At 71.5% G+C, this 19,695-nt stretch carries 23 protein-coding genes; 8 read left to right on the forward strand and 15 right to left on the reverse strand.

Annotated features, from left to right (window positions below; all coding sequences use genetic code 11):
* Positions 1 to 33 precede the first annotated feature (33 nt).
* The 4 genes from A4R43_RS02910 to A4R43_RS02925 form a co-directional block, all read right to left on the reverse strand.
* Complete coding sequence (locus A4R43_RS02910; RefSeq protein ID WP_113690858.1) at positions 34 to 717, reverse strand: hypothetical protein; 684 nt, start codon at positions 715 to 717, stop codon at positions 34 to 36.
* Positions 718 to 734: 17 nt separating this feature from the next.
* Positions 735 to 1,169, reverse strand: coding sequence for a DUF4396 domain-containing protein (locus tag A4R43_RS43150; protein ID WP_418190866.1), 435 nt, complete (start codon positions 1,167 to 1,169; stop codon positions 735 to 737).
* 386 nt (positions 1,170 to 1,555) lie between these two features.
* On the reverse strand, positions 1,556 to 2,098 hold the full coding sequence (locus A4R43_RS02920) for a carboxymuconolactone decarboxylase family protein (protein WP_113690860.1): 543 nt from the start codon (positions 2,096 to 2,098) through the stop codon (positions 1,556 to 1,558).
* A gap of 57 nt (positions 2,099 to 2,155) precedes the next feature.
* Complete coding sequence (locus tag A4R43_RS02925) at positions 2,156 to 3,562, reverse strand: MFS transporter (protein WP_113690861.1); 1,407 nt, start codon at positions 3,560 to 3,562, stop codon at positions 2,156 to 2,158.
* A 172-nt stretch (positions 3,563 to 3,734) separates the two neighbouring features.
* Between A4R43_RS02925 and A4R43_RS02930 the strand changes: the two genes are divergently transcribed.
* The 4 genes from A4R43_RS02930 to A4R43_RS02945 are packed head-to-tail and all read left to right on the forward strand — an operon-like array spanning position 3,735 to position 7,515.
* Positions 3,735 to 4,016 (forward strand): metal-sensitive transcriptional regulator, encoded by a 282-nt coding sequence (locus A4R43_RS02930; protein WP_113697305.1) that lies wholly within the window; start codon positions 3,735 to 3,737, stop codon positions 4,014 to 4,016.
* A gap of 25 nt (positions 4,017 to 4,041) precedes the next feature.
* Positions 4,042 to 4,248 carry a heavy-metal-associated domain-containing protein gene (locus A4R43_RS02935; protein WP_113690862.1) on the forward strand — a complete coding sequence of 69 codons (207 nt, stop codon included), beginning with the start codon at positions 4,042 to 4,044 and terminating at the stop codon, positions 4,246 to 4,248.
* 27 nt (positions 4,249 to 4,275) lie between these two features.
* On the forward strand, positions 4,276 to 5,241 hold the full coding sequence (locus A4R43_RS02940; protein ID WP_113690863.1) for a hypothetical protein: 966 nt from the start codon (positions 4,276 to 4,278) through the stop codon (positions 5,239 to 5,241).
* An 18-nt stretch (positions 5,242 to 5,259) separates the two neighbouring features.
* On the forward strand, positions 5,260 to 7,515 hold the full coding sequence (locus tag A4R43_RS02945) for a heavy metal translocating P-type ATPase (protein ID WP_113690864.1): 2,256 nt from the start codon (positions 5,260 to 5,262) through the stop codon (positions 7,513 to 7,515).
* 15 nt (positions 7,516 to 7,530) lie between these two features.
* Here the strand turns inward: A4R43_RS02945 and A4R43_RS02950 are convergent, their stop codons facing one another.
* The 7 genes from A4R43_RS02950 to A4R43_RS02980 form a co-directional block, all read right to left on the reverse strand.
* A complete protein-coding gene (locus tag A4R43_RS02950) occupies positions 7,531 to 8,478 on the reverse strand; it encodes a M56 family metallopeptidase (RefSeq protein ID WP_113690865.1) in 948 nt (315 codons plus the stop codon).
* Positions 8,475 to 8,840: a BlaI/MecI/CopY family transcriptional regulator gene (locus tag A4R43_RS02955; protein WP_113690866.1), complete on the reverse strand. Its 366-nt coding sequence runs from the start codon at positions 8,838 to 8,840 to the stop codon at positions 8,475 to 8,477. Before A4R43_RS02955 ends, A4R43_RS02950 begins: the two co-directional genes overlap by 4 nt.
* A gap of 69 nt (positions 8,841 to 8,909) precedes the next feature.
* Entirely contained in the window at positions 8,910 to 9,491 is a 582-nt protein-coding gene (locus A4R43_RS02960; protein WP_113690867.1) for a DUF305 domain-containing protein, read from the reverse strand.
* 65 nt (positions 9,492 to 9,556) lie between these two features.
* The gene (locus A4R43_RS02965; protein ID WP_162788294.1) at positions 9,557 to 9,910 is read right to left on the reverse strand and encodes a hypothetical protein; all 354 of its coding nucleotides are present in this window, start codon (positions 9,908 to 9,910) and stop codon (positions 9,557 to 9,559) included.
* Between the two features lie 56 nt (positions 9,911 to 9,966).
* Positions 9,967 to 10,668, reverse strand: a complete 702-nt coding sequence (locus A4R43_RS02970; protein WP_113690869.1) for a zf-HC2 domain-containing protein — start codon at positions 10,666 to 10,668, stop codon at positions 9,967 to 9,969.
* Between the two features lie 93 nt (positions 10,669 to 10,761).
* Positions 10,762 to 11,742 carry a sigma-70 family RNA polymerase sigma factor gene (locus tag A4R43_RS44490; protein WP_113690870.1) on the reverse strand — a complete coding sequence of 327 codons (981 nt, stop codon included), beginning with the start codon at positions 11,740 to 11,742 and terminating at the stop codon, positions 10,762 to 10,764.
* 48 nt (positions 11,743 to 11,790) lie between these two features.
* On the reverse strand, positions 11,791 to 12,699 hold the full coding sequence (locus tag A4R43_RS02980) for an alpha/beta hydrolase (protein WP_236808741.1): 909 nt from the start codon (positions 12,697 to 12,699) through the stop codon (positions 11,791 to 11,793).
* Positions 12,700 to 12,798: 99 nt separating this feature from the next.
* On the opposite strand from A4R43_RS02980, the gene A4R43_RS02985 reads away from it, so the two are divergent.
* Positions 12,799 to 13,218, forward strand: a complete 420-nt coding sequence (locus A4R43_RS02985; RefSeq protein ID WP_113697307.1) for a MarR family winged helix-turn-helix transcriptional regulator — start codon at positions 12,799 to 12,801, stop codon at positions 13,216 to 13,218.
* Here A4R43_RS02985 and arsB read toward each other — a convergent pair.
* Positions 13,210 to 14,274: an ACR3 family arsenite efflux transporter gene (gene arsB / locus A4R43_RS02990; protein ID WP_418190799.1), complete on the reverse strand. Its 1,065-nt coding sequence runs from the start codon at positions 14,272 to 14,274 to the stop codon at positions 13,210 to 13,212. The two genes, A4R43_RS02985 and arsB, sit on opposite strands and share 9 nt — an antisense overlap.
* The gene (locus tag A4R43_RS02995; RefSeq protein WP_205215225.1) at positions 14,271 to 14,591 is read right to left on the reverse strand and encodes an ArsR/SmtB family transcription factor; all 321 of its coding nucleotides are present in this window, start codon (positions 14,589 to 14,591) and stop codon (positions 14,271 to 14,273) included. The genes arsB and A4R43_RS02995 overlap by 4 nt, the downstream gene beginning before the upstream one ends.
* A gap of 82 nt (positions 14,592 to 14,673) precedes the next feature.
* On the opposite strand from A4R43_RS02995, the gene A4R43_RS03000 reads away from it, so the two are divergent.
* Both A4R43_RS03000 and A4R43_RS03005 read left to right on the forward strand, forming a co-directional pair.
* The gene (locus A4R43_RS03000) at positions 14,674 to 15,078 is read left to right on the forward strand and encodes an arsenate reductase ArsC (RefSeq protein WP_113690872.1); all 405 of its coding nucleotides are present in this window, start codon (positions 14,674 to 14,676) and stop codon (positions 15,076 to 15,078) included.
* 119 nt (positions 15,079 to 15,197) lie between these two features.
* The gene (locus A4R43_RS03005; protein WP_236808743.1) at positions 15,198 to 16,175 is read left to right on the forward strand and encodes an IS481 family transposase; all 978 of its coding nucleotides are present in this window, start codon (positions 15,198 to 15,200) and stop codon (positions 16,173 to 16,175) included.
* 158 nt (positions 16,176 to 16,333) lie between these two features.
* On the opposite strand, the gene A4R43_RS03010 is transcribed toward A4R43_RS03005, so the two are convergent.
* Positions 16,334 to 17,401, reverse strand: a complete 1,068-nt coding sequence (locus A4R43_RS03010) for a flavin-containing monooxygenase (RefSeq protein ID WP_113690873.1) — start codon at positions 17,399 to 17,401, stop codon at positions 16,334 to 16,336.
* A gap of 23 nt (positions 17,402 to 17,424) precedes the next feature.
* Positions 17,425 to 18,738: an FAD-dependent oxidoreductase gene (locus A4R43_RS03015; RefSeq protein WP_113690874.1), complete on the reverse strand. Its 1,314-nt coding sequence runs from the start codon at positions 18,736 to 18,738 to the stop codon at positions 17,425 to 17,427.
* Positions 18,739 to 18,841: 103 nt separating this feature from the next.
* Here A4R43_RS03015 and A4R43_RS03020 point away from each other — a divergent pair, with 103 nt between their 5' ends.
* Positions 18,842 to 19,687 carry a helix-turn-helix domain-containing GNAT family N-acetyltransferase gene (locus tag A4R43_RS03020; RefSeq protein WP_418190800.1) on the forward strand — a complete coding sequence of 282 codons (846 nt, stop codon included), beginning with the start codon at positions 18,842 to 18,844 and terminating at the stop codon, positions 19,685 to 19,687.
* Positions 19,688 to 19,695: the final 8 nt, after the last annotated feature.

Genomic DNA, 19,695 nt, shown 5'->3' on the forward strand with positions numbered 1-19,695 from the left:
CGGCCCCGAGATTACCGGCCGCCGCGGGACGGTTCAGCGGGTGGTGGCGGTGAACTGTGCGGTGTGGACGGTGTCGTGGTGGCGGAAGTCGAGGAACAGGCGATACGTCCCCGCGGCGCCGACGGCGGCGTGGAAGCCGATGTCCGGGCCCGCCGCGGTGACCCCGTCGCCGGGCTGGCCGTCGGGGTGGACGTGCAGGTAGTCGAGGCTGCCGGTGCGCAGGGCGACGAGGTGGCCGTAGGCGCCGAGATAGGGCTGCAGATCGGTGACCGGCTGCCCGTCCCGCCGGACGGTGAGCGTGAGCGGGCTGTGCGTGCCCGGTTCCAGTTCGCCGTCGAGTTCGACTTCGTAGGCGCCGACGGCCGAAACGCGGCCCGGCTCGGGGAGCGGCCGTGGTCGTGACTTGCCGGTCACCAGCAGGTCAGCCGAAATCGTGGTCGGCTCGGCGCCGGTGGGCGCGATGTCGGCGAAGACCCGGTACCGCCCCGGATCCGGGAGGGTGAGGTGGGCGCTCCAGGTCCCGCCACCCAGCTCGGCCGGGTGCACGTGCCAGAACCCGGTCAGGTCGTGGCGGACGACGATCAGGTGGATCCGCTTGTCGTGCACCGAATCGAACTCGGTCACCGGTGCGCCGTCCGGTCCGGCGATGTGGAACCGGAGTTCGACGGCGCCTGGTGCGAGTTCGCGCTGCTGGAGCACGAGCGCGTGGGTGGTCATGGGCTTCTCCTCTGTGCTCAGTGGTGGTAGGCGTGGGCGACCGCGTGGCCCTTGCCCTTGCCGATCAGCCACTTGTTCACCGGCATGGTGACCAGGAAGGCGATCAGGAAGGCGAAGGCGAGCGCGCCCCAGAACAGCGGGGTGTTCAGCCCGGCGTCCATGGCGCCGGGCACGGCGAGCATGACGCCGTTGTCGATGATCTCCATGACGGTGATCGAGACGGTGTCGGCTGCCAGCGCGACCTTGAGCGCCTGCTTGAAGCCGACGCCGGCGCGGAGCACACCGCGCATGCTCAGCGCGTAACCGAAGAAGAAGGCCAGCGCGATGGCGAGAATGATGGTGGGCACGTTGTGCCAGCCCAGCGCGGTGCCGATGACCATGCCGAGCACCTCGCCGATGGCGCAGCCGGTAAGGCAGTGCAACGTGGCCGACGCCGCCATACCCCAGGACACGGGCTGACCGGACGAGCCGTGACCGCCGTGGCCGCCGTGGTCGCCATGTCCGCTGTGCTCGCCGTGGCGGTCATGCCCGTCGTGGCCCTGGTGCTCGCCGTGGCCCCCGTGCTCCTCGTGTCCACTGTGGCTGCCGTGTTCACCGTGGCTGCCTTGCGGCTCGTGTCCGCCGTGGCCGTCTTGGCCCCCGCGCCCATCGTGTTCGCGGTGGCTGCGGTGGTCGTCGCGGCCGTCGTGACCGTCGTGGCGATCGTGTCCATTGTGGTCGGTGGCGTTCTGAGGGGTCCGGTGTTCGCGGGGGTTGTGCTTGTCGGTCACGGGTGGCGCCTTTCTCCGTCGGGTCGCTGGTACTTCCTATACGGGGTAGGGGTACCTCGGCAAGTCCTTCACGTGGTGACCTGGGTCTCCGGCGTGTCGGCCGGGTCCAGGCCGATGACCAGGTTGACGGTCCCGGTGAGCTGGTTGAGCGCGACCAGCGCCGGCACCTCCACGATGATCCGATCACTCCAGCCGTGTACCCGCAGTTCGGCGACGTCCTCGTCCCCGATCGAGGAGGGCTCGGCGAGCACGCGGAGGGCGAAGGCGATCAGCGCCGCTTCCCTGGCATCGGTCGAGGTGCCCTGCCGGGCGAGTGCGATGTCGGTGCTGGTCAGCCCGGCGGCCTCCGCCGCGGCGGTGTGCGCGGCGAGGCAGGTGGCGCAGCCGATCCACTCCTGCACCGCCAGTGAGATCTTCTCGCTCAGCGGGCGCGGGAGCTTGGCCCGCTTCATGGCGCGGGAGAAGTCCAGGTAACCCTGCAACAGCGCGGGGGAGTGGGCCATGGTGGCCACCATCTCGCCCGCGGTGCCGCGGCGGGTGATCAGCTCGGTGAGCAGTTCGGCGGACTTGGCCGGTGCCTGCTCGGGGGTCAGTGCGGTGATGCGGCGCATGAGGTCCTCCTGGACGGGGTGCGGGCCACCGGGGGCGCCGGTGGCCCGCACGCGGGGTCAGCCAACGGTGGTCTTGGTGCGGTCGAGCGTGGCCGCGGCGATCAGCGCCCCGGCCGCGGCGATCCCGGCGGCGCCGAGAAAGGTCGCGGACACCCCGCTGGTGAGCGCCTCCGGCCTGCCCAGCGCACCGAGGCCGGACGCCGCTCCCACCGCGGTCATCGCGGCCAGGCCGAGCGCCGAGCCGATCTGGTAACTGGTGTTGACCAGCCCGGACGCGAGCCCGCCTTCCTCCGGCCGGGCGCTGGAGATCGCCGTGCCCAGCGAGGGCACGAAGGCCAGTGCCATCCCGGTCGCCGCGACCAGCGACGCGGGCAGCACGTCGACCAGGAACGAGCCGTCCGGCCGGGCGAAGGACAACCACGCCAGCCCGGCGGCCAGCACCGCGAGACCGGTCACGACCAGCGGTTTCGCCCCGAACCGGGCGGCGAGCCGGGGTGCGGCCACCACCATCAGCAGCATGATCACCGTGGTCATCGGCAGCAGCGCCGCGCCGCTGGCGAAGGCGCCAAGGCCGAGCACCTGCTGCAGGTAGAGGTTGAGGAAGAACCACATCGGGATCCAGGCCGCGCCGAGCAGCAGCTGGGCGACGTTGGCCGCGCCGAGGTTCGGCGTGCGGAGCAGGCCGAGGCGCATCAGCGGGTTGCGCCGCTTGGCCTGCAACATCAGGAAACCGCCCAGCAGCACCAAGCCCGCCGCGAGCCAGCCGACGGTCTGCGCCGAGCCCCAGCCCGCTTCGGGCGCCAGCACGATCGCGTAGACCAGCGCCGCCAGGCCCGCGGTGACGGTGACCGCGCCCGCCAGATCGGTGGAACCGCGCTGCGCACCGGACTTCGGCATCAGAGCCGGGGTGACCAGGACGGCCGCCACGGCGATCGGGATGTTGAGGTAGAACACCCACGGCCAGCTGAGGTACTCGGTGATCACACCGCCGAGGAACACCCCGGCCGTGCCACCGGCGGGCGCGGCGGCGCCGTAGACGGCGAGCGCCTTGCCGAGCTCACCCGGCCGGCCGCCGAAGAGCACCATGAGCAGGGTCAGTGCCGAGGGCGCGATGAGCGCGGCCCCGGCGCCCTGCACGGCGCGCCCGGCCAGCTCCACCCACACCGTGCCCGCGGCACCCGCCACCGCCGAACCGGCGAGCAGCACCAGCCAGCCGGTGACGAACACGCGCCGGGCGCCGAGCAGGTCGGAGAGCCTGCCGCCGAGCAGCAGCAGGCCGCCGAAGGCGATCACGTAGGCGTTGAAGACCCACGACAGGTTCTCCTGCGAGAAGCCCAGGTCCTGCTGGAGCCGGGGCAGCGCGACCCCGATGATCGAGGTGTCCATGATCACCATGAACTGCGCGGCGGCGAGCAAACCGAGTGCCCACCAGCGCTTCGTCGTTGTTGCTTCCACAGTGGACATCACTGCCTCCATACGGGGAGGGGGTATCGAACGGCGCGAACGCTAGCACGCCGGTGCGCATACGCCAAGGGGGTATGTGTGCCTGGTGGATCACTCTTGCGCGAAATACACCCGGGGGGTATAAATGACCCCTGTCAGCACCAGCTAGGCCCAACGGGTAGGGGGTATGATGATCCGCGGTTACTCGGGAGACAAGGACAACCTGCTCAAGCGGCTGCGCCGCGTCGAGGGGCAGGTGCGCGGCCTGCAGCGAATGGTCGAGAACGACGAGTACTGCATCGACATCCTGACGCAGATCTCCGCGGCCACCAAGGCGCTGCAGTCGGTTTCGCTGGGGCTGATGGACGAGCACCTCAAGCACTGCGTGGCCGAGGCGATCGCCGAGGGCGGCGGCACGGCCGAGGAAAAGGTCAGGGAAGCCAGCGAGGCGATCGCCCGCCTGGTCCGCTCCTGATCTACCAACAAGGAAAGAGGGCGAAATGATCGAGAAAACCTACACCGTGACCGGGATGACCTGCGGCCACTGCGTGCGCACGGTCACCGACGAGGTCGGCCGCATCGACGGCGTCACCGCCGTGAAGGTCGACCTGCCGACCGGCGCGGTCGTGGTGACCAGCACGCGTGAGGTGGCGGTCGAGGACGTGCGCGCCGCCGTGGACGAGGCCGGTTACGAGCTGGCCGGCTAGCGAGAAAGTCGAGCTGAGGACAGGACAATGAACACAGCAGCGAAGCTCTCCGCCTACGGTGCGGCGCTCGCACTGGTCGCCGGTGGCGGCTGGGCGATCGGCACCGCGGTCGGTCCCTTCGCCGGTCAGGCCGCGGTCGCGGCGACCGGAACGCCCGGTGGCGAGGACACCGGGCACGGGGACACCCACCGCGGCACCGTCGCGGAGGCCGTGCCCGGTCCGGCCGAGCCGGACCAGCCCGGCGGCCTGGCGTCGTCCAGGGGCGGTTACACCCTCACGCCCACCGCGACCACGCTGGCCCCCGGGGAAGACCAGCCGTTCTCCTTCACCATCACCGGCCCGGACGGGCAGCCGGTCACCGCCTTCGACGTCGAGCACGAGAAGCGGATGCACCTGATCGTGGTGCGCCGGGACACCAGCGGTTTCCAGCACGTCCACCCCGAACTCGGCCAGGACGGCGCCTGGCGCGTCCCGCTGGACGTGGCGCGGGGTGGCAGCTACCGGGTGTTCGCCGACTTCAAGCCCACCGGCGGGGCCGCGCTCACCCTGGGTGCCGACTTCGCGGTGCCCGGTTCCTTCGAGCCGGTGAGCCACCAGCCGTCCCGCGAGTCCGTCGTGGACGGTTACCGGGTGCGCCTGGACGGTGACCTGGTGCCGGGGCAGTCGTCGAAGGTCACGCTCACCGTCGACCGCGGCGGGGTGCCGGTCACCGACCTGCAGCCCTATCTCGGCGCCTACGGGCACCTGGTGGCCCTGCGCGGTGGCGACCTCGCCTACCTGCACGTCCATCCCGAAGGCACGCCCGGTGACGGCGTGACCGCGGCCGGGCCGTCGGTCACCTTCTTCGCCGAGGTGCCCACCGCCGGCACGTACCGGTTGTTCCTGGACTTCCAGCACGGTGGCACGGTCCGCACGGCGGAGTTCACCGTCGCCACCGCGGGTACCCAGGTGGCCGCACCGCAGCCACACGCCGCCGACGGCCACGGCCACTGATCGGGGAAGGAGCACGTGATGACCACCACCACCCAGCCCCGGCCGACCGGGGAACTCGAACTCAGCATCGGCGGCATGACCTGCGCGTCCTGCGCGATGCGGATCGAGAAGAAGCTGAACAAGCTCGACGGCGTGACCGCCACGGTGAACTACGCGACCGAGAAGGCCAAGGTCGCCTTTCCCGAAAGCATCGCGCCCGACGAGCTGATCGCCCAGGTCGAAGCCGCGGGTTACACCGCCGAACTGCCGAAACCGGCCACACCGGAGCCCGGTGCCGCGGCCGCCGAGCCGGAGGAGGACCCGACGCGGTCACTGCGGCAGCGGCTGATCGGCTCGGCCGTGCTGTCCGTGCCGGTGATCGCGATGGCGATGATCCCGGCACTGCAGTTCACCTACTGGCAGTGGATCTCGCTGACGCTGGCCGCGCCGGTGCTGGTGTGGGCGGCGTGGCCGTTCCACAAGGCCGCGTGGGCCAACCTGCGGCACGGCGCGGCCACCATGGACACGCTGATTTCGATGGGCACGCTGGCGGCTTTCCTGTGGTCGCTGTACGCGCTGCTGTTCGGCTCGGCCGGGGTGCCCGGCATGACGCACCCGTTCGAGCTGACCATCCAGCGGATGAGCGGCGACGCGAACATCTATCTCGAGGTCGCCGCGGGGGTGACCACCTTCATCCTGGCCGGGCGGTACTTCGAAGCGCGGTCCAAGCGCCGCGCGGGTGCCGCACTGCGGGCACTGCTGGAACTCGGCGCGAAGGACGTCGCCGTGCTGCGTGACGGCCGTGAGCAGCGGATCCCCGCCGGCGAGCTGGTGGTGGGCGACCGGTTCGTGGTGCGGCCGGGCGAGAAGATCGCCACCGACGGGGTGATCGAGGACGGCACCTCCGCGGTCGACGCGAGCATGCTGACCGGCGAGTCCGTGCCGGTCGAGGTCGCGCCGGGCGACCCCGTGGTCGGCGCGACGGTCAACGCGGGCGGCAGGCTGGTGGTGCGCGCCACCCGCGTCGGCGCCGACACCCAGCTGGCCCAGATGGCCAAGCTGGTCGAGGACGCGCAGACCGGCAAGGCCCAGGTGCAGCGGCTCGCCGACCGCATCTCGGCGGTTTTTGTGCCGATCGTGATCGCGTTGTCGGCGGGCACGCTGGCCTTCTGGCTCGGCGCGGGTGGTTCGGTGGCCGCGGCGTTCACCGCGGCGGTGGCCGTGCTGATCATCGCCTGCCCGTGCGCGCTGGGCCTGGCCACGCCGACCGCGCTGCTGGTCGGCACCGGTCGCGGCGCGCAGCTGGGCATCCTGATCAAGGGACCGGAGGTGCTGGAGTCGACGCGGCGGATCGACACCGTGGTGCTGGACAAGACCGGCACGGTGACCAGCGGGCAGATGTCACTGGTCGAAATCCACGGCACCGAGAAGGACGAAGCACTGCGGCTGGCCGGTGTGCTGGAGCACGCTTCGGAACACCCGATCGCCAAGGCGATCAGCCGCGCGGCACGGGAGAAGTTCGGCGAGCTGCCCGAGGTCGAGGGCTTCACCAACGTCGAAGGCCTTGGCGTGCAAGGGATCGTCGAAGGCAAGGCGGTGCTGGCCGGGCGCGCGGCGCTGCTCGCCGACTGGAGCCAGCACCTCACCCCGGAGCTGGCCGAGGCGAAGGCGGCAGCCGAAGCTGACGGCAAAACCGCGATCGCCCTCGGCTGGGACGGGCGCGCACGCGCGGTGCTGGTGGTCGCCGACACCGTGAAGCCGACCTCCGCCGAGGCGATCCGGCAGCTGCGCGGGCTCGGGCTGACGCCGGTGCTGCTCACCGGGGACAATGAGGCCGTGGCGAAGTCGGTGGCCGCCGAGGTGGGCATCGGCGAGGTGATCGCCGAGGTGCTGCCCGCGGACAAGGTGGACGTGGTCAAGCGGCTGCAGGCTGAGGGCAAGGTGGTGGCGATGGTCGGCGACGGGGTCAACGACGCCGCCGCGCTCGCGCAGGCCGATCTCGGCCTGGCGATGGGCACCGGCACCGACGTCGCCATCGAGGCCAGCGACCTGACCCTGGTGCGTGGTGACCTGCGTGCCGCGGTCGACGCGATCCGGCTTTCGCGGCGCACGCTCGGCACGATCAAGGGCAACCTGTTCTGGGCGTTCGCCTACAACGTGGCCGCGTTGCCGCTGGCGGCGGCCGGGCTGCTGAACCCGATGATCGCGGGCGCGGCGATGGCGTTCAGCTCGGTTTTCGTGGTGACGAACAGCCTGCGGCTACGCGGTTTCCGCAGCACCAGCGGCGCCGCGTAGACCTGGAACCCCGCGTCACGCCGAGCAGGACAGCACGGCGAGGCCGGTGAGCAGGGCACCGGCGGTGAGGAACGGCGTCGCGGTGGCCGTCAGCATCGCCAGACAGCAGGAGAGGGCGCGCCGGGCGCGGCTGGGAGTGCGGACACCGTGCTCCAGCCGCGCCAGGCGCGTTTCGACCGCGTCGCTCGCCATCGCGAGGGCGCCGGGCGGAGCAGCGTGGCGGGTCACCGCGCACAGGGCTTCGTGCACGGCGGCGGCACCGTGCCGGGAGATCGCGGAGGTGTCCGCCGCCAGTTCGGCGAGCTCGCGCAACGCGGCCGGGGCCTCGCGGAACAGCGGTACGAAGGGCAGGCCGCCGCGCAGCGCGTCGGCGGTCGCGAGCAGCAGGTGGTGCCGTCCGGCCAGGTGGGCGCGTTCGTGCGCCAGCACGGCGGCGACGCCGGACCGCGACAGGTGCCGGGTCAGCCCTTCGGTGGCGACCACCACGCCGGGCTTGCCGGTGAGGCTGAACGCGAGCGGCCGGTCGTGGGGGAGCCAGAGCAGGTCCGGGGTGCCCGGTTCGTGACGTGCCGCCGGTCGCAGCAGGGCCAGGTGCGCGGCCCTCGTCCTGGACCGCTGGCGGCCGCTCCGCCAGGCACGCAGGCCGACGCGGGCGGCGAGCACGAGCAGCACGGCGACGCCGAATACCCCGGCGAGTTCTTCGGTACCAGGGGAAGCACCGTGCCGGAGGGCCGACCAGCAGTGGTGCACGGCGGCCAGCAACGCGCCGACCGGCCCGTGCCCTGGCAGGAACAGCAGCAGCACCCCGGCCGCGGCGGTCAGCACCACCGCCGCCATCGACGTCAGCCAGGCCACGATCAGCAGCACCGGATCACGTCGCCGCACGTCGAACCGGCGGAGTCCGGCGGGGAGCAGCCAGCCGCCGGTGAGCGCACCGGCGATGAGCGCCAGCGCGGGCGTCATCGGCGCCTGGTCCGCTTCTTGCGCAACGCCCGGCGCAGCAGCTCGGTTTCCTCCTCGGACACCGACGCGGCGAAGTGCAGCAGCACGGATTCGGGGTCACCGGAGGAATCCAGCACCTCCCGCAGCGCGCGGGCCGCGGCTTCCTCGCGGCTGAACGCCGGTTCGTATTCGTAGGCCCGGCCGTGCATTTCGCGCCGGACCCAGTCCTTGCGGTGAAGGTTGTCCAGCACGGTGAGCACGGTGGTGTACGCGAGCGGCTTGCCCGTGTCGAGGCGCGTGCGCACATCGCGGACCTTCAGCGGGTTTTCCGCGCGCCACAGCACGTTCATCACCGCGGATTCCAGCTCACCAAGACCGTGCATCACCCCAGATGGTACGGCAGCCGAGGGAGGCGGGCGGCCGGCGCGCCAGGCACCGGCCGCCCGTCCCGGTCACTGCGGGAGCATGGCCTGCAACTCGCGGATTTCACCGTCCTGCGCGGTGACGATCTGCTGGGCCAGCGCCTTGGCTTCGGCGTCGCTGCCCTGCTGCAGTTCGGTGTTGGCCATGTCGACCGCACCCTGGTGGTGCCGGATCATCATGCTGACCCACGCGCGGTCGAACTCGGCGCCGCTGCTCTGGTGCAGCTGCTGCATTTCTTCGCCGGACATCATGCCCTCCATGCCCGCGCCGTGATCCGAGCCGTGGTCCATTTCGGCCGACGGCGCGGGTGCGCCCCATCGGTTGAGCATCCCGGTCAGCTGCTGGATTTCCGGGTCCTGTGCGCCCTGGATTCGCGTGGCGAGTTCCTTCACCCGCGGGTCGGCGGCGCGGTCCGCGGCCAGCTCCGCCATGTCCACCGCCTGCTGGTGGTGCGGGATCATCTGCTGGGCGAAGGTGATGTCCTGCTGGTTGTGGCTTACCTGCTGGGCGCTCGGCGCACTGTCCACTCCGGACTGTTCCGTGGTGCCGCCACACGCGGCGAGCAGGGTGATGGCGGCCGCGGACGCGGCCGTGACGAGGTACTTTTTCATTTTGGCTTCGATCCATCCTGGAAGTTGCGGTGATCAGGTCGTGCGTCCACTGGGGACGCGGCCGATCACAGGCGCAGCACGCAGGTCGAAGCGAGCAACTGTCTGCCGGACAGGGGTGCCGGGCCGTCCCGGCCGCCGAGCGCACGGGTGCGCCGCGGGGCGCCGGGCGCGCGTGTTGCCGTCCGGCGCAGGCGGAGCACGGCTGTGGCGAGCAGGAACAACCCCGCGCCGAGCACGGCGAGGCACAGGTGGAGGAAGTCGTGCAGCGTGGTGGGTTCAGGGGCTTCGTGGTCGTTCTCGACGGCGACCGCCACCGTGTGCCCGCCGGAATGCGCTCCGGCGTGCGTCACGTGGTGCATCCCGGCCACGGCGAGCGCGAGCACCAAAACGGCCAGCAGCATCCACTGCCGCGGTGTCACCCATTTCCTGCTGCCGCGCATCGTTCCCAGTCGGTCGGGGCCTGGTCACTACTATCCTAACTAGTAGTCCGGTGGGTGTGTGACGCGGCCACGCCGGTGGGGGAGCCCAGCAGCCGGACCGCGGCGGTCAGGCAGCCGGGGCACTCGGCCAGGTGGTTCTCGACGCGTCTGCTCGGACGGCACGACAACGCACCGCGAACCCACGCGCTCAGCTGCTGCCTGGCCGGTGCGCAGTCCTCGGCGCGCGGCCGGGGTGCCTGCGTGCGGAGGTAGGCCTGGTGCAGTTCGTCGCGGGCCTGGTGCACCAGTTCGGGAATGTCGGCGGGGGAGAGGCCGAGTACCGCGGCCAGGTCGCCGGCCGGTGCCGGGTCGAGGTCGAGGTGCCAGAGCGCCAGTCGTGAGCGGGGGCTGAGCTGCCGGAACACCGGGTCGGCGAGCTGGCTGTACCACCGGCGGACCACGGTTTCCTCCGGCGACGCCGTTTCCTCGCGCTCCGGCCTGCTCGCCAGGTGTCCCATGGTGACCACCAGGCTCGCGCGGAGGTCCTCCCGCGGACCGGCACCGCGGCGCAGCGCCGTCAGCACGCGGGTGAAGGCGTCCGAGATCAGCTCGTGCACGCCGTCCGGGCCGACCAGCCAGCCGGCGGCGAGTTCGCGCGCGGGTTCGCTGTGCCGCTGGAACAACACGCCGTAGGCGATCAGGTTGCCCGCACGCACGGCGTCCAGCAACCAGGCGTCGGTCGGCTCCTCGGTGGACAACGTGGTGACCTCCTCGACGGGGACGTGGCTTCACCGGTGTTACGCGGCCACGGCGGACGTCCGTCGGTCGAATTCGGAGGTTTTTCGCGCGGGTCAGCCCAGGGGTGCGGGCAGTGACGGAATCGGCAGGTCTTCGAGCACGCCGGCCGTCGGCACCTGCTCCTCCACGGACTCCACCGATGCCACGGATGGCACCGATTCCACGGATTCGGGCAGCACCTCGGGCAGCGGCGGTAGTTCAGTGGGGACGAGTCCGGTGATACCGGCCGGGACCTGCGGCTCGACCTCCGGCGCGGGCGGCGCCTCGGGCGCGGGCTGGGCAGGTCGAACGGGCTCGGGCGCCCGGGGCGCCGGAGTGTTCGCCGCGGGGCGCGGCTCGACCGGTGCTTCGGTGCTCACCTCGCCCGGCGGACCGGGCTGGACCGCGGGCGGTTCGACCGGGGCGCCCGCGACGAGCACCACCAGCCCGGCCGCACCCAGCACCACGCCGCCCACCGCCGGGGTGATCGCGCCGCCGCTGCCGTGGGCGGCGGGATGGCGTACCCACCGCCACCCCAGCACCGCGACCGCCGCCAGCGACGAGGTCAGCAGCACACGCAGCGCGCGGCGGCCCCTGGCCAGCAGCGATTCGGCGGTCCGGTAGCTCACGCCCATCGACTCGGCGGCCGCGGTGACGTCCAGTCCGTCGGCACGCAGCCGCAGCACCTGGGCCTGCCGGTCGGGCAGCGTGTCGAGGTGCCCGGCGAGCCACGACGCCTCGGCGCGGTCGCAGATGCGCTGCTCACAGGACTCCGCCGCGGTTTCCACGTCGGCACGCAGCCACCGGCGGCGTTCCCTGGCCGCGTCCCGGGTGACGTCGGCACACAGGCGCACGGTCACCGTGGTGAGCCAGGCGGGCAGCCGGTCGGGGTCGAGGCCGGGGCGCTCGGCGGCCCGGAGCACGGCCTCGGAGACCACGTCCTCGGCGTCCTGCTCGCTGGGAGTCCGCCGCCGGGCGATCCGCAGCAGCCGGTCACGGTGTGCGTCCACCACACCCCACCAGGTGCGGTCGATGGTCTCGACGGGCGTCGCCATGCACCGCACGGTAACCGTTCGACCCGCCTGACGGGAACGTCACGGTTGTTACAGGTGCGCCGAGTAGAAGGCGGCGAGGCGGGTGACGGCGGCGTCGACGTACTCGGGTTCGTCGTACATCTCGTAGTGCCCGGCGCCCTCGATGACCATCAGATCGACCGGGTTGGGCGCCAGTTCCCACAGCCGCATCCCGGATTCGTAGGAGCCGGTGTTGCCGAGGCGCCCGGCGAGAATGACCTGCAACGGCTGCGTCATCAGCGGATCGACCAGGTGGTACGCGTCGTAGCCGAGGAGCAGTGCGTCCCCGCGCGCGAGGCGGCGGTTCGTCGAGCGTTCGTGCCCGCCGCGTTCGGTGCGGTAGTAGGTGATCGCCTGCGTTGTGTCGACATCGGACAGTCCGGCCGCGGCGGCTTCGGCGAGGGTGTCCGGCAGCCAGTTCACGCGGGTCAGCTCGCCGGTGCGGGTCTCGCCGAGGCGGGCGGCGGCCATCGCGTCGAGCGCGGCCACCGGGCCGTCCGGCTGGAAACCGCGGAACGAGGTGCCCATGTTGCCGGGCACCACCGTGCCGACCGCCTTGATGCGGTGGTCGGTGCGGGCGGTGTGCACCGCGTAACCGCCGCCGGCGCAGATGCCGAGCACGCCGATGCGTTCCGGGTCGATGCCGGGGAGCGTGCTGAGCGCGTCGATCGCGTAGGAGATGTCCTCGCCGCGGCGGTACGGGTCTTCGAGGTCGCGTGGCTCGCCGCCGCTCTGCCCCTGGTGGGCGGGGTCGAACACGAGCGCCGGGATGCCACGGGCGGCGAGCCGGGACGCGTAGTTCGCGCCGATCTGCTCCTTGACGCTGCTGCCCGGGGTGGACAGCACCACGGCCGGTGCGCCTTCGCGGTGGTCGTCCGGCAGGTGGAGGTCGGCCGCGAGCTGGATCGGCCCGCGCGGGATGGTGATGTGCTGAAGCACCTGACGGCACCCTTTCGCGTAAGGTTGTCCCACTTCGAGATGAGCGTTAGTACGAGACTGAACTAGTTCAGGACTGTACCACTTTAGGGAGGGGTGCGGGTGCCGGTCGACGCCGCCCAGCTGTGGACGCTGAACCACCGCCTGCTGACCGTCGTGCTGGACGCGTGCAGCGGGGAACTGGCCGAACTCGGGCTCGAGACGAAGGAGTTCTTCGTGCTCGCCGAGGTGGGCGCGTCGCCGTACCCGGCCGAGCTGGCCGCGACGCTGATGATCCCGAAGGCGAGCGTGACGGTCTACGTGCGCAACCTCGTCGCCAAGGGGTTCATGCGCCGCGAGATCGACGACGCGGACCTGCGGCGGCATCGGCTCGTGCTGACCGCCGAGGGCGAGGCGGCGCGGGACCGGGCCCTCGCCGCGCTCGCCGCGGAGTTCGATCGGCGGCTGGCGAGGATCCCGGCGCGCGACCGCGGCGAGCTGCAGCGGATTCTGCTGGCCCTGCTGGAAGAACCGTCAGCCTGACGTCGCCGCCCAGCGTTTGCGCAGCCAGAGGCTGACGTAGACGAGGGCGACGAGCACGGGTACCTCGATGAGCGGGCCGACCACCCCGGCCAGCGCCTGTCCGGAAGTGACGCCGAAAACCCCGATGGCCACCGCGATGGCGAGTTCGAAGTTGTTGCCGGCCGCGGTGAACGCGAGCGTGGTGGTGCGCTCGTAGGTCAGCCCGGCGGCCTTGCCCATGGCGTACGAACCGGCCCACATCACGGCGAAGTAGACCAGCAGCGGCAGTGCGATGCGGGCGACGTCGAGTGGCTGCGAGGTGATGGTTTCGCCTTGCAGGGCGAACAAAACGACGATGGTGAACAACAGGCCGTACAGGGCGATCGGGCCGATGCGGGGCAGGAACCGTTCCTCGTACCAGGTGCGGCCCTTGGCCTTCTCGCCGAAGCGGCGGGTCAGGTAACCGGCCGCCAGCGGAATGCCGAGGAAGACCACCACGTTGAGCACGATCTCCCAGAAGGAGAACGCGACGGCTTCGCTGTCCAGGCCGAGCCAGCCGGGCAGCAGGTCCAGGTAGAACCAGCCGAGCACGCCGAACATCAGCACCTGGAACACCGAGTTCAGCGCGACCAGCACGGCGGCGGCCTCGCGGTCACCGCAGGCGAGGTCGTTCCAGATGATCACCATGGCGATGCAGCGCGCGAGCCCGACGATGATCAGGCCGGTGCGGTACTCGGGCAGGTCGGGCAGCAGCAGCCAGGCCAGCGCGAACATCAGCGCGGGACCGATGAGCCAGTTCAGCACCAGTGAGAGCGCCAGCGTGCGGCGGTCGCGGGTGACCGTGTCGAGGCGGTCGTAGCGGACCTTGGCCAGCACCGGGTACATCATCAGCAGCAGCCCGAGCGCGATCGGCAGGGAGACGCTGCCGATCTTCACCGACTCCAGCACCCCTTGCAGACCGGGCAGGGCGCTGCCGAGCAGCAGCCCGGCGCCCATCGCGGCGATGATCCACACCGGCAGGAAACGGTCCAGAAAGGACAGTTCACGGAGGACGGCTGGCTCGGCGGGCGCGGTCACGGGCAGGCCCGCTTGCGCTCGGTGTTGGCTTCGGCGGTGTCGGCCAGGTCGGTGAAGGTGGCGGCGAGCGTGCGCAGCACCTCGGGTCGCAGCGTGTAGTAGGTGTATCGGCCGCACGGCTCGGTGGTGACCAGCCCGGCTTCGCGCAGCAGCCGCAGGTGGTTGGACACGTTGGTCTGGCTCGCGCCCGTTTCCTCGACCAGGTGGGTGGTGCACAGGGTTTCGCGGGCGAGCAGGCCGAGGATCCGGGCACGCAGCGGGTCGGCCACCAGGCGCAGCAACTCCACCGGCAACACATCAGCGGGGACTGACATCATGCGAGGATGGTATCAGGCTAGACTGATCTCGCTGGCCGCCCCGCCGGGTTCGCCGGGGCCACCGACCGACGGAAGAGGAAGCATGACCCCTGAGGTGCTCTTTGTCTGCGTGCACAACGCGGGCCGGTCGCAGCTGGCCGCCGCGCTGCTGCGGCACCACGCGCTGGGCCGGGTGGCGGTGCGCTCGGCCGGGTCCGAGCCCGCCGAGAAGGTCAATCCCGCGGCGGCGCAGGCGCTGGCCGAATGGGGGCTGGACATCACCGACGAGGTGCCGTCGAAACTGTCCACTCAGGACGTCGAGGCCTCGGACGTGGTGATCACCATGGGCTGTGGGGACACCTGCCCGGTGTTCCCCGGCAAGCGCTACCTGGACTGGCAGCTCGACGACCCCGCCGGCCGATCGGTCGACGCGGTGCGCCCCATCCGCGACGAGATCGACCGGCGGGTCCGTGCCCTGCTCGCCGAACTGCTCGACCCGGCGAGCTAGGTGTACTGCCCCAGGAGGTTGCGAACGTGGGGACACGTAGTCGGATGATCTTGGTATGAGGGAGGGCCTCCGGGTTCGGTGTGGATTGCGACATCTGCACCAAGCCCACGGAGGCCCTCGTGACCCACGCTAACGCACCCTTGACCCCGGTAGGCAGGCTGCGCCTGGCTCGTTGTGTCGTGGACGATCAGTGGCCGCTGCGGCGGGCCGCGGAGCGGTTCCAGGTCTCGGTGTCCACCGCGCGGCGGTGGGCTGGCCGATACCGCGCCGAGGGCGAGGCGGGCATGATCGACCGGTCCTCACGCCCGCATTCCAGCCCGCGCAGAACCCCGACGCGCACCGAGCGGCGGATCATCAAGGTCCGGGTGTTGCGGCGGTGGGGGCCGGCGCGGATCGCGTTCTTCCTGCGCCTGGTGCCTTCCACCGTGCATCGGGTACTGGCCTGGCGCGGCTGGCCCATCTCGACCGGGTCACCGGCCGCCCGGTCCGCCGCTACGAGCGCGCCACCCCCGGGCGAGCTGGTGCACGTGGACATCAAGAAGCTGGGCAACATCCCCGACGGCGGCGGGCACCGGGTACTCGGGCGCGCCCACTCCCGGCGCAACGCCCGCGCCACCACCACCGAACGCCGCAACAACCGGGCACCGATCGGCTACAGCTACCTGCACAACGCCCTCGACGACCACTCCCGGCTCGTCTACAGCGAAATCCTGCCCGACGAGAGGAAAGACACCGCGGTCGCGTTCTGGCTCCGCGCTCAGACCTTCTTCGCCGCCCACGGCATCACCGTCGAGCGGGTCCTGACCGATAACGGCTCCTGCTACACCTCCCGCGCCTGGCGCGACACCCTCGCCACTGCCGGCATCAGCCACAAACGCACCCGCCCCTACCGACCCCAGGCCAACGGCAAAGTCGAACGCTTCAACCGCACCCTGCTCGACGAATGGGCCTACGCCCGCCCCTACCAGTCAGAACAAGCACGACGCGACGCGTTCCCCGGCTGGCTACACACCTACAATCACCACCGCGGCCACACCGCACTCGGCGGCCACCCACCCGCCAGCCGCGTTCCCAACCTCCCGGGGCAGTACAGCTAGGGCGCGTTTCACCAGTCTTGTTCGCGCTCTTCGCGCCCAGGCGGCCCCTGGCGGCACCGGGCCTTCGGCCGAGTACGCCCAGTACGAGGCCGAACGCCCGGCACCGCCAGGAACCATCTGGATCACGAAGCCCATCGAACAGACTCGTGAAACACGCCCTAACGAACCCCGGCCGTGGCCGGCGCGTCGCGGACGTGCGCGACCAGGGCTTCGGCGACGTGGGCGGCGTCGCGATGGGCGCCGCGCAGGGTGTTCGAGGCGAACGACCGCTGGAATTCCAAGCCGACGTAGACCAGGCCGGGATGGGTCATGGACAGGCCGCCGGTGTGCGGCGGCAGGCCGTCCCGCAGGGTGCCGAGCGGTTCGAGGTAGCCGAGGTCCGGGCGGTAGCCGGTGGCGAACAGCACGGTGTCGGCGTGCTCGCGCTCGCCGTCGGGCCAGACCACGTGACTGCCGTCGAAGGCGGTGAACATGTCCCGGCGGCGCAGGCGTCCGCCCTCGATCGCGGCGCGGTAGTCGCCGGTGTCCATCACCAGCGGGCCGCCCAGGTAGTGGACCAGCCACTGCGGCGGGAGCTGGTCGAACCCGGACTCGACGAGCCAGTGGTGGAGGTCATGGCCGTCCCGCCGTTGAGGCAGGAAGTTCACCGGCGCGCGGGTGGCGAGCGTGACGTCGGCCACCTCGGCCAACTCGTAGGCGACCTGCACACCGGAGTTGCCGCCACCGACCACCACGACGCGTTCTCCGTGGTGTGACTTGGGATTGCGGTAGTCGGCGACGTGCAGCAACTGCCCGGTGAAGCCGTCCTGCCCGGGTAGCTCGGGCCGATGCGGGTTGCCGAACGAACCGGTCGCGGCGACGACCCCGGCCGCCGGAATCTCCTCACCGGTGGTGGTGCGCACGAGGAACCCGCCCGAGGTGCTTTCGACCGCGGTCACCGTGGTGCTGGTGCGGAGGTCCGCGTCCACGGTTTCGGTGTAGCGGCGCAGGTAGGCCACGACCTCGTCGCGATGGGGGTAGCCGTCCGGTTCGCCGGGGAAGGGTCGGCCGGGCATGCCGCTGTACCGGGCGGGGGAGAACACGGTGAGGCTGTCGTAGTAGCCAGGCCACGAGCCGGTCGGCTCGGCGCCCGCTTCGAGCAGGATCGGCCGGATGCCGTGCTGGTTGAGCGCCCGCGCGGCGCACAGGCCGGACTGCCCGCCGCCGATGATCACCACGTCGTTCATGGAGTCCTCCCGGAATGCCGTGGTCACGCGCGTGGCGCCGGGGCGGCCAGGGTCAGCGTCTCCGGCTGGCCGCCGCAGCACCCGCCGCCGCCGGGTTCGGCGTCGAACACGCCGGATCCGCCGCAGACGCCGGTTTCCGGCAGCACCAGCTCGACCCGCTCGGCGGCTTCGCGGTCACCGGCCAGTGCGGCGGCGATGCTGCGCACCTGCTCGTACCCGGTCATCGCCAGGAACGTCGGCGCCCGGCCGTAGCTTTTCATCCCGGCCAGGAACACCCCCGGCTCCGGGTGGGCGAGTTCGGCGACGCCGTGCGGGTAGACCGTGCCGCACGAGTGCACGTTCGGATCGATCAGCGGTGCCAGCCGCACCGGCGCCTGCAAGGTCGCGTCCAGCTCCAGCCGCAGTTCCGACAACCATGACAGCTCCGGCCGGAACCCGGTCAGCACCACGATTTCGGCCACGTCCTCGACCCGCGCGCCCTGATCGGAGACCAGCGTCAGCCGCTCTCCGGACCGCTCGACGGCCTCGGTGCGGAACCCGGTCACCGCACGCACGTGACCCTCCCGCGCCGCCTGCTTCGCGCGCAGTCCCAGCGCTCCTCGCGCGGGGAGCTGGTCGGCCTCGCCGCCGCCGAAGACGTTGCCGACCTCGCCGCGGCGCAGGATCCAGCTGATCCGCGTGTTCCCCAGTTCCGCCAGCGCGACCAGGGCGGTCAGCGCCGAATGCCCGCTCCCGGCAATGGCCACGTGCTTGCCCGCGTACCGCGCCCGCACCGCCGGATCGGCCAGATTCGGGACCTGGTAAGCGATCCTGTCCGCCGCCGCGGGCTCACCGAGCGCGGGCAGGCCGTCGCCGCCGAGCGGGTTCGGCCCGGTCCAGGTGCCCGAGGCGTCGATCAGCGCCCGCGCGGTGATCCGTCGCTCGGTGCCGTCGGCGTCGCGCAGGTGTACGGTCAGCGGCTCGCTGTCACGCCCGGAATCCACCACACGGTCCCGGCCGCGACGGGCCGCGCCCACCACCTCGACGCCGAGCCGCACCCGGTCGCCCAGCGCGGCGGCCAGCGGGCGCAGGTACCGCGCCGCCCACTCCGCGCCGGTCGGATAGCTCGCCGCGTCCGGCCGAGACCAGCCCGTCGGCTCCAGCAATCGCCCGGCCGCGGGGGCCACCAGCTCGGACCACGGCGAGAACAACCGCACGTGGTGCCACAGCGCCACCGCCGCGCCCGCCTGCGCCCCGCGCTCGAACACCAGCGGCTCCAGCCCGCGTTCGAGCAGTTCGGCCGCTGCCGCCAAGCCCACCGGCCCGGCCCCGACCACCACTACCGGCCACTCGCTCATACCCGATCACCCCTTAATCGATGGCTGTCGATGCAGTTGAGCGAGGACTGTATCGACGGTCATCGATTGACGCAACCATCGATTCGCGTCGATAATGAGCGGCATGACGCTCGCCCCGGTCGATCTGCCGCTCGCCGAAGCCGCCACCTACGCGGACTGGTTCTCCTGCCTGGCGGAGCCGACTCGCGTGCGGCTGCTGCACGCGGTGGCCACCGCGCCGTCCGGGGTCACCGTCGGTGAGCTGACCGAGGCGCTCGGCATCAGCCAGTCCACCTGCTCGCACCACGTCCGCAAGCTCGCCGACATCGGCTTCGTGCGGTTGCGCCGCGAACGCACCGCCACGATCGTGTCGGTGAATCCGGCTTGCTGCACCGGTTTCCCGCAGGCCGCCGACGCGGTGATGGGCCTGCTCGCCCCGCGCCCGTGCTGCCCGGGCGACCTGCCCGCCGACGTCACCGTCCGCCCGATGACCGGCGACGACTGGGATGCCGTCCTGCGCATCTACGGCGAAGGGATCGAAACCGGCATCGCCACCTTCGAAACCACCGTGCCCAGCCGGGAAACCCTCGACGCGCACTGGCTGCCGGGTCATCGATGGGTCGCACTGCTCGACGGTGAGGTTGTCGGCTGGACCGCAGCCGCACCAGTGTCCACAAGGGACTGCTACGCCGGGGTTGCCGAGACTTCGGTTTACGTCGGCGCCGCCCACCGCGGCCGCGGTGTCGGGAAAGCCTTGCTGCACAAGCAGGTCACCGCCGCCGACCGCGGCAGCATCTGGACCCTGCAAACCTCGGTGTTCACCGAGAACCGGACCAGCATCGCGCTGCACCAGTCCGCGGGCTACCGCACCGTCGGCGTCCGCGAACGCATCGCCGAACGAAACGGCACCTGGCACGACACCGTCCTGCTCGAACGCCGCACGGACGCCGTCGAACGCCCTCGCTGCTGACAGCGGAC

The organism is Amycolatopsis albispora (assembly GCF_003312875.1).
Taxonomy (GTDB): Bacteria; Actinomycetota; Actinomycetes; order Mycobacteriales; family Pseudonocardiaceae; genus Amycolatopsis; species Amycolatopsis albispora.

Coding starts and splice junctions, on each gene's coding strand:
- A4R43_RS02910 (WP_113690858.1), bottom strand. CDS start 717: ATGACCACCCACGCGCTCGTGCTCCAGCAGCGCGAACTCGCACCAGGC.
- A4R43_RS02920 (WP_113690860.1), bottom strand. CDS start 2,098: ATGCGCCGCATCACCGCACTGACCCCCGAGCAGGCACCGGCCAAGTCC.
- A4R43_RS02925 (WP_113690861.1), bottom strand. CDS start 3,562: ATGTCCACTGTGGAAGCAACAACGACGAAGCGCTGGTGGGCACTCGGT.
- A4R43_RS02935 (WP_113690862.1), top strand. CDS start 4,042: ATGATCGAGAAAACCTACACCGTGACCGGGATGACCTGCGGCCACTGC.
- A4R43_RS02940 (WP_113690863.1), top strand. CDS start 4,276: ATGAACACAGCAGCGAAGCTCTCCGCCTACGGTGCGGCGCTCGCACTG.
- A4R43_RS02945 (WP_113690864.1), top strand. CDS start 5,260: ATGACCACCACCACCCAGCCCCGGCCGACCGGGGAACTCGAACTCAGC.
- A4R43_RS02950 (WP_113690865.1), bottom strand. CDS start 8,478: ATGACGCCCGCGCTGGCGCTCATCGCCGGTGCGCTCACCGGCGGCTGG.
- A4R43_RS02955 (WP_113690866.1), bottom strand. CDS start 8,840: ATGCACGGTCTTGGTGAGCTGGAATCCGCGGTGATGAACGTGCTGTGG.
- A4R43_RS02960 (WP_113690867.1), bottom strand. CDS start 9,491: ATGAAAAAGTACCTCGTCACGGCCGCGTCCGCGGCCGCCATCACCCTG.
- A4R43_RS44490 (WP_113690870.1), bottom strand. CDS start 11,742: ATGGCGACGCCCGTCGAGACCATCGACCGCACCTGGTGGGGTGTGGTG.
- A4R43_RS02995 (WP_205215225.1), bottom strand. CDS start 14,591: ATGATGTCAGTCCCCGCTGATGTGTTGCCGGTGGAGTTGCTGCGCCTG.
- A4R43_RS03000 (WP_113690872.1), top strand. CDS start 14,674: ATGACCCCTGAGGTGCTCTTTGTCTGCGTGCACAACGCGGGCCGGTCG.
- A4R43_RS03010 (WP_113690873.1), bottom strand. CDS start 17,401: ATGAACGACGTGGTGATCATCGGCGGCGGGCAGTCCGGCCTGTGCGCC.
- A4R43_RS03015 (WP_113690874.1), bottom strand. CDS start 18,738: ATGAGCGAGTGGCCGGTAGTGGTGGTCGGGGCCGGGCCGGTGGGCTTG.
- A4R43_RS03020 (WP_418190800.1), top strand. CDS start 18,842: ATGACGCTCGCCCCGGTCGATCTGCCGCTCGCCGAAGCCGCCACCTAC.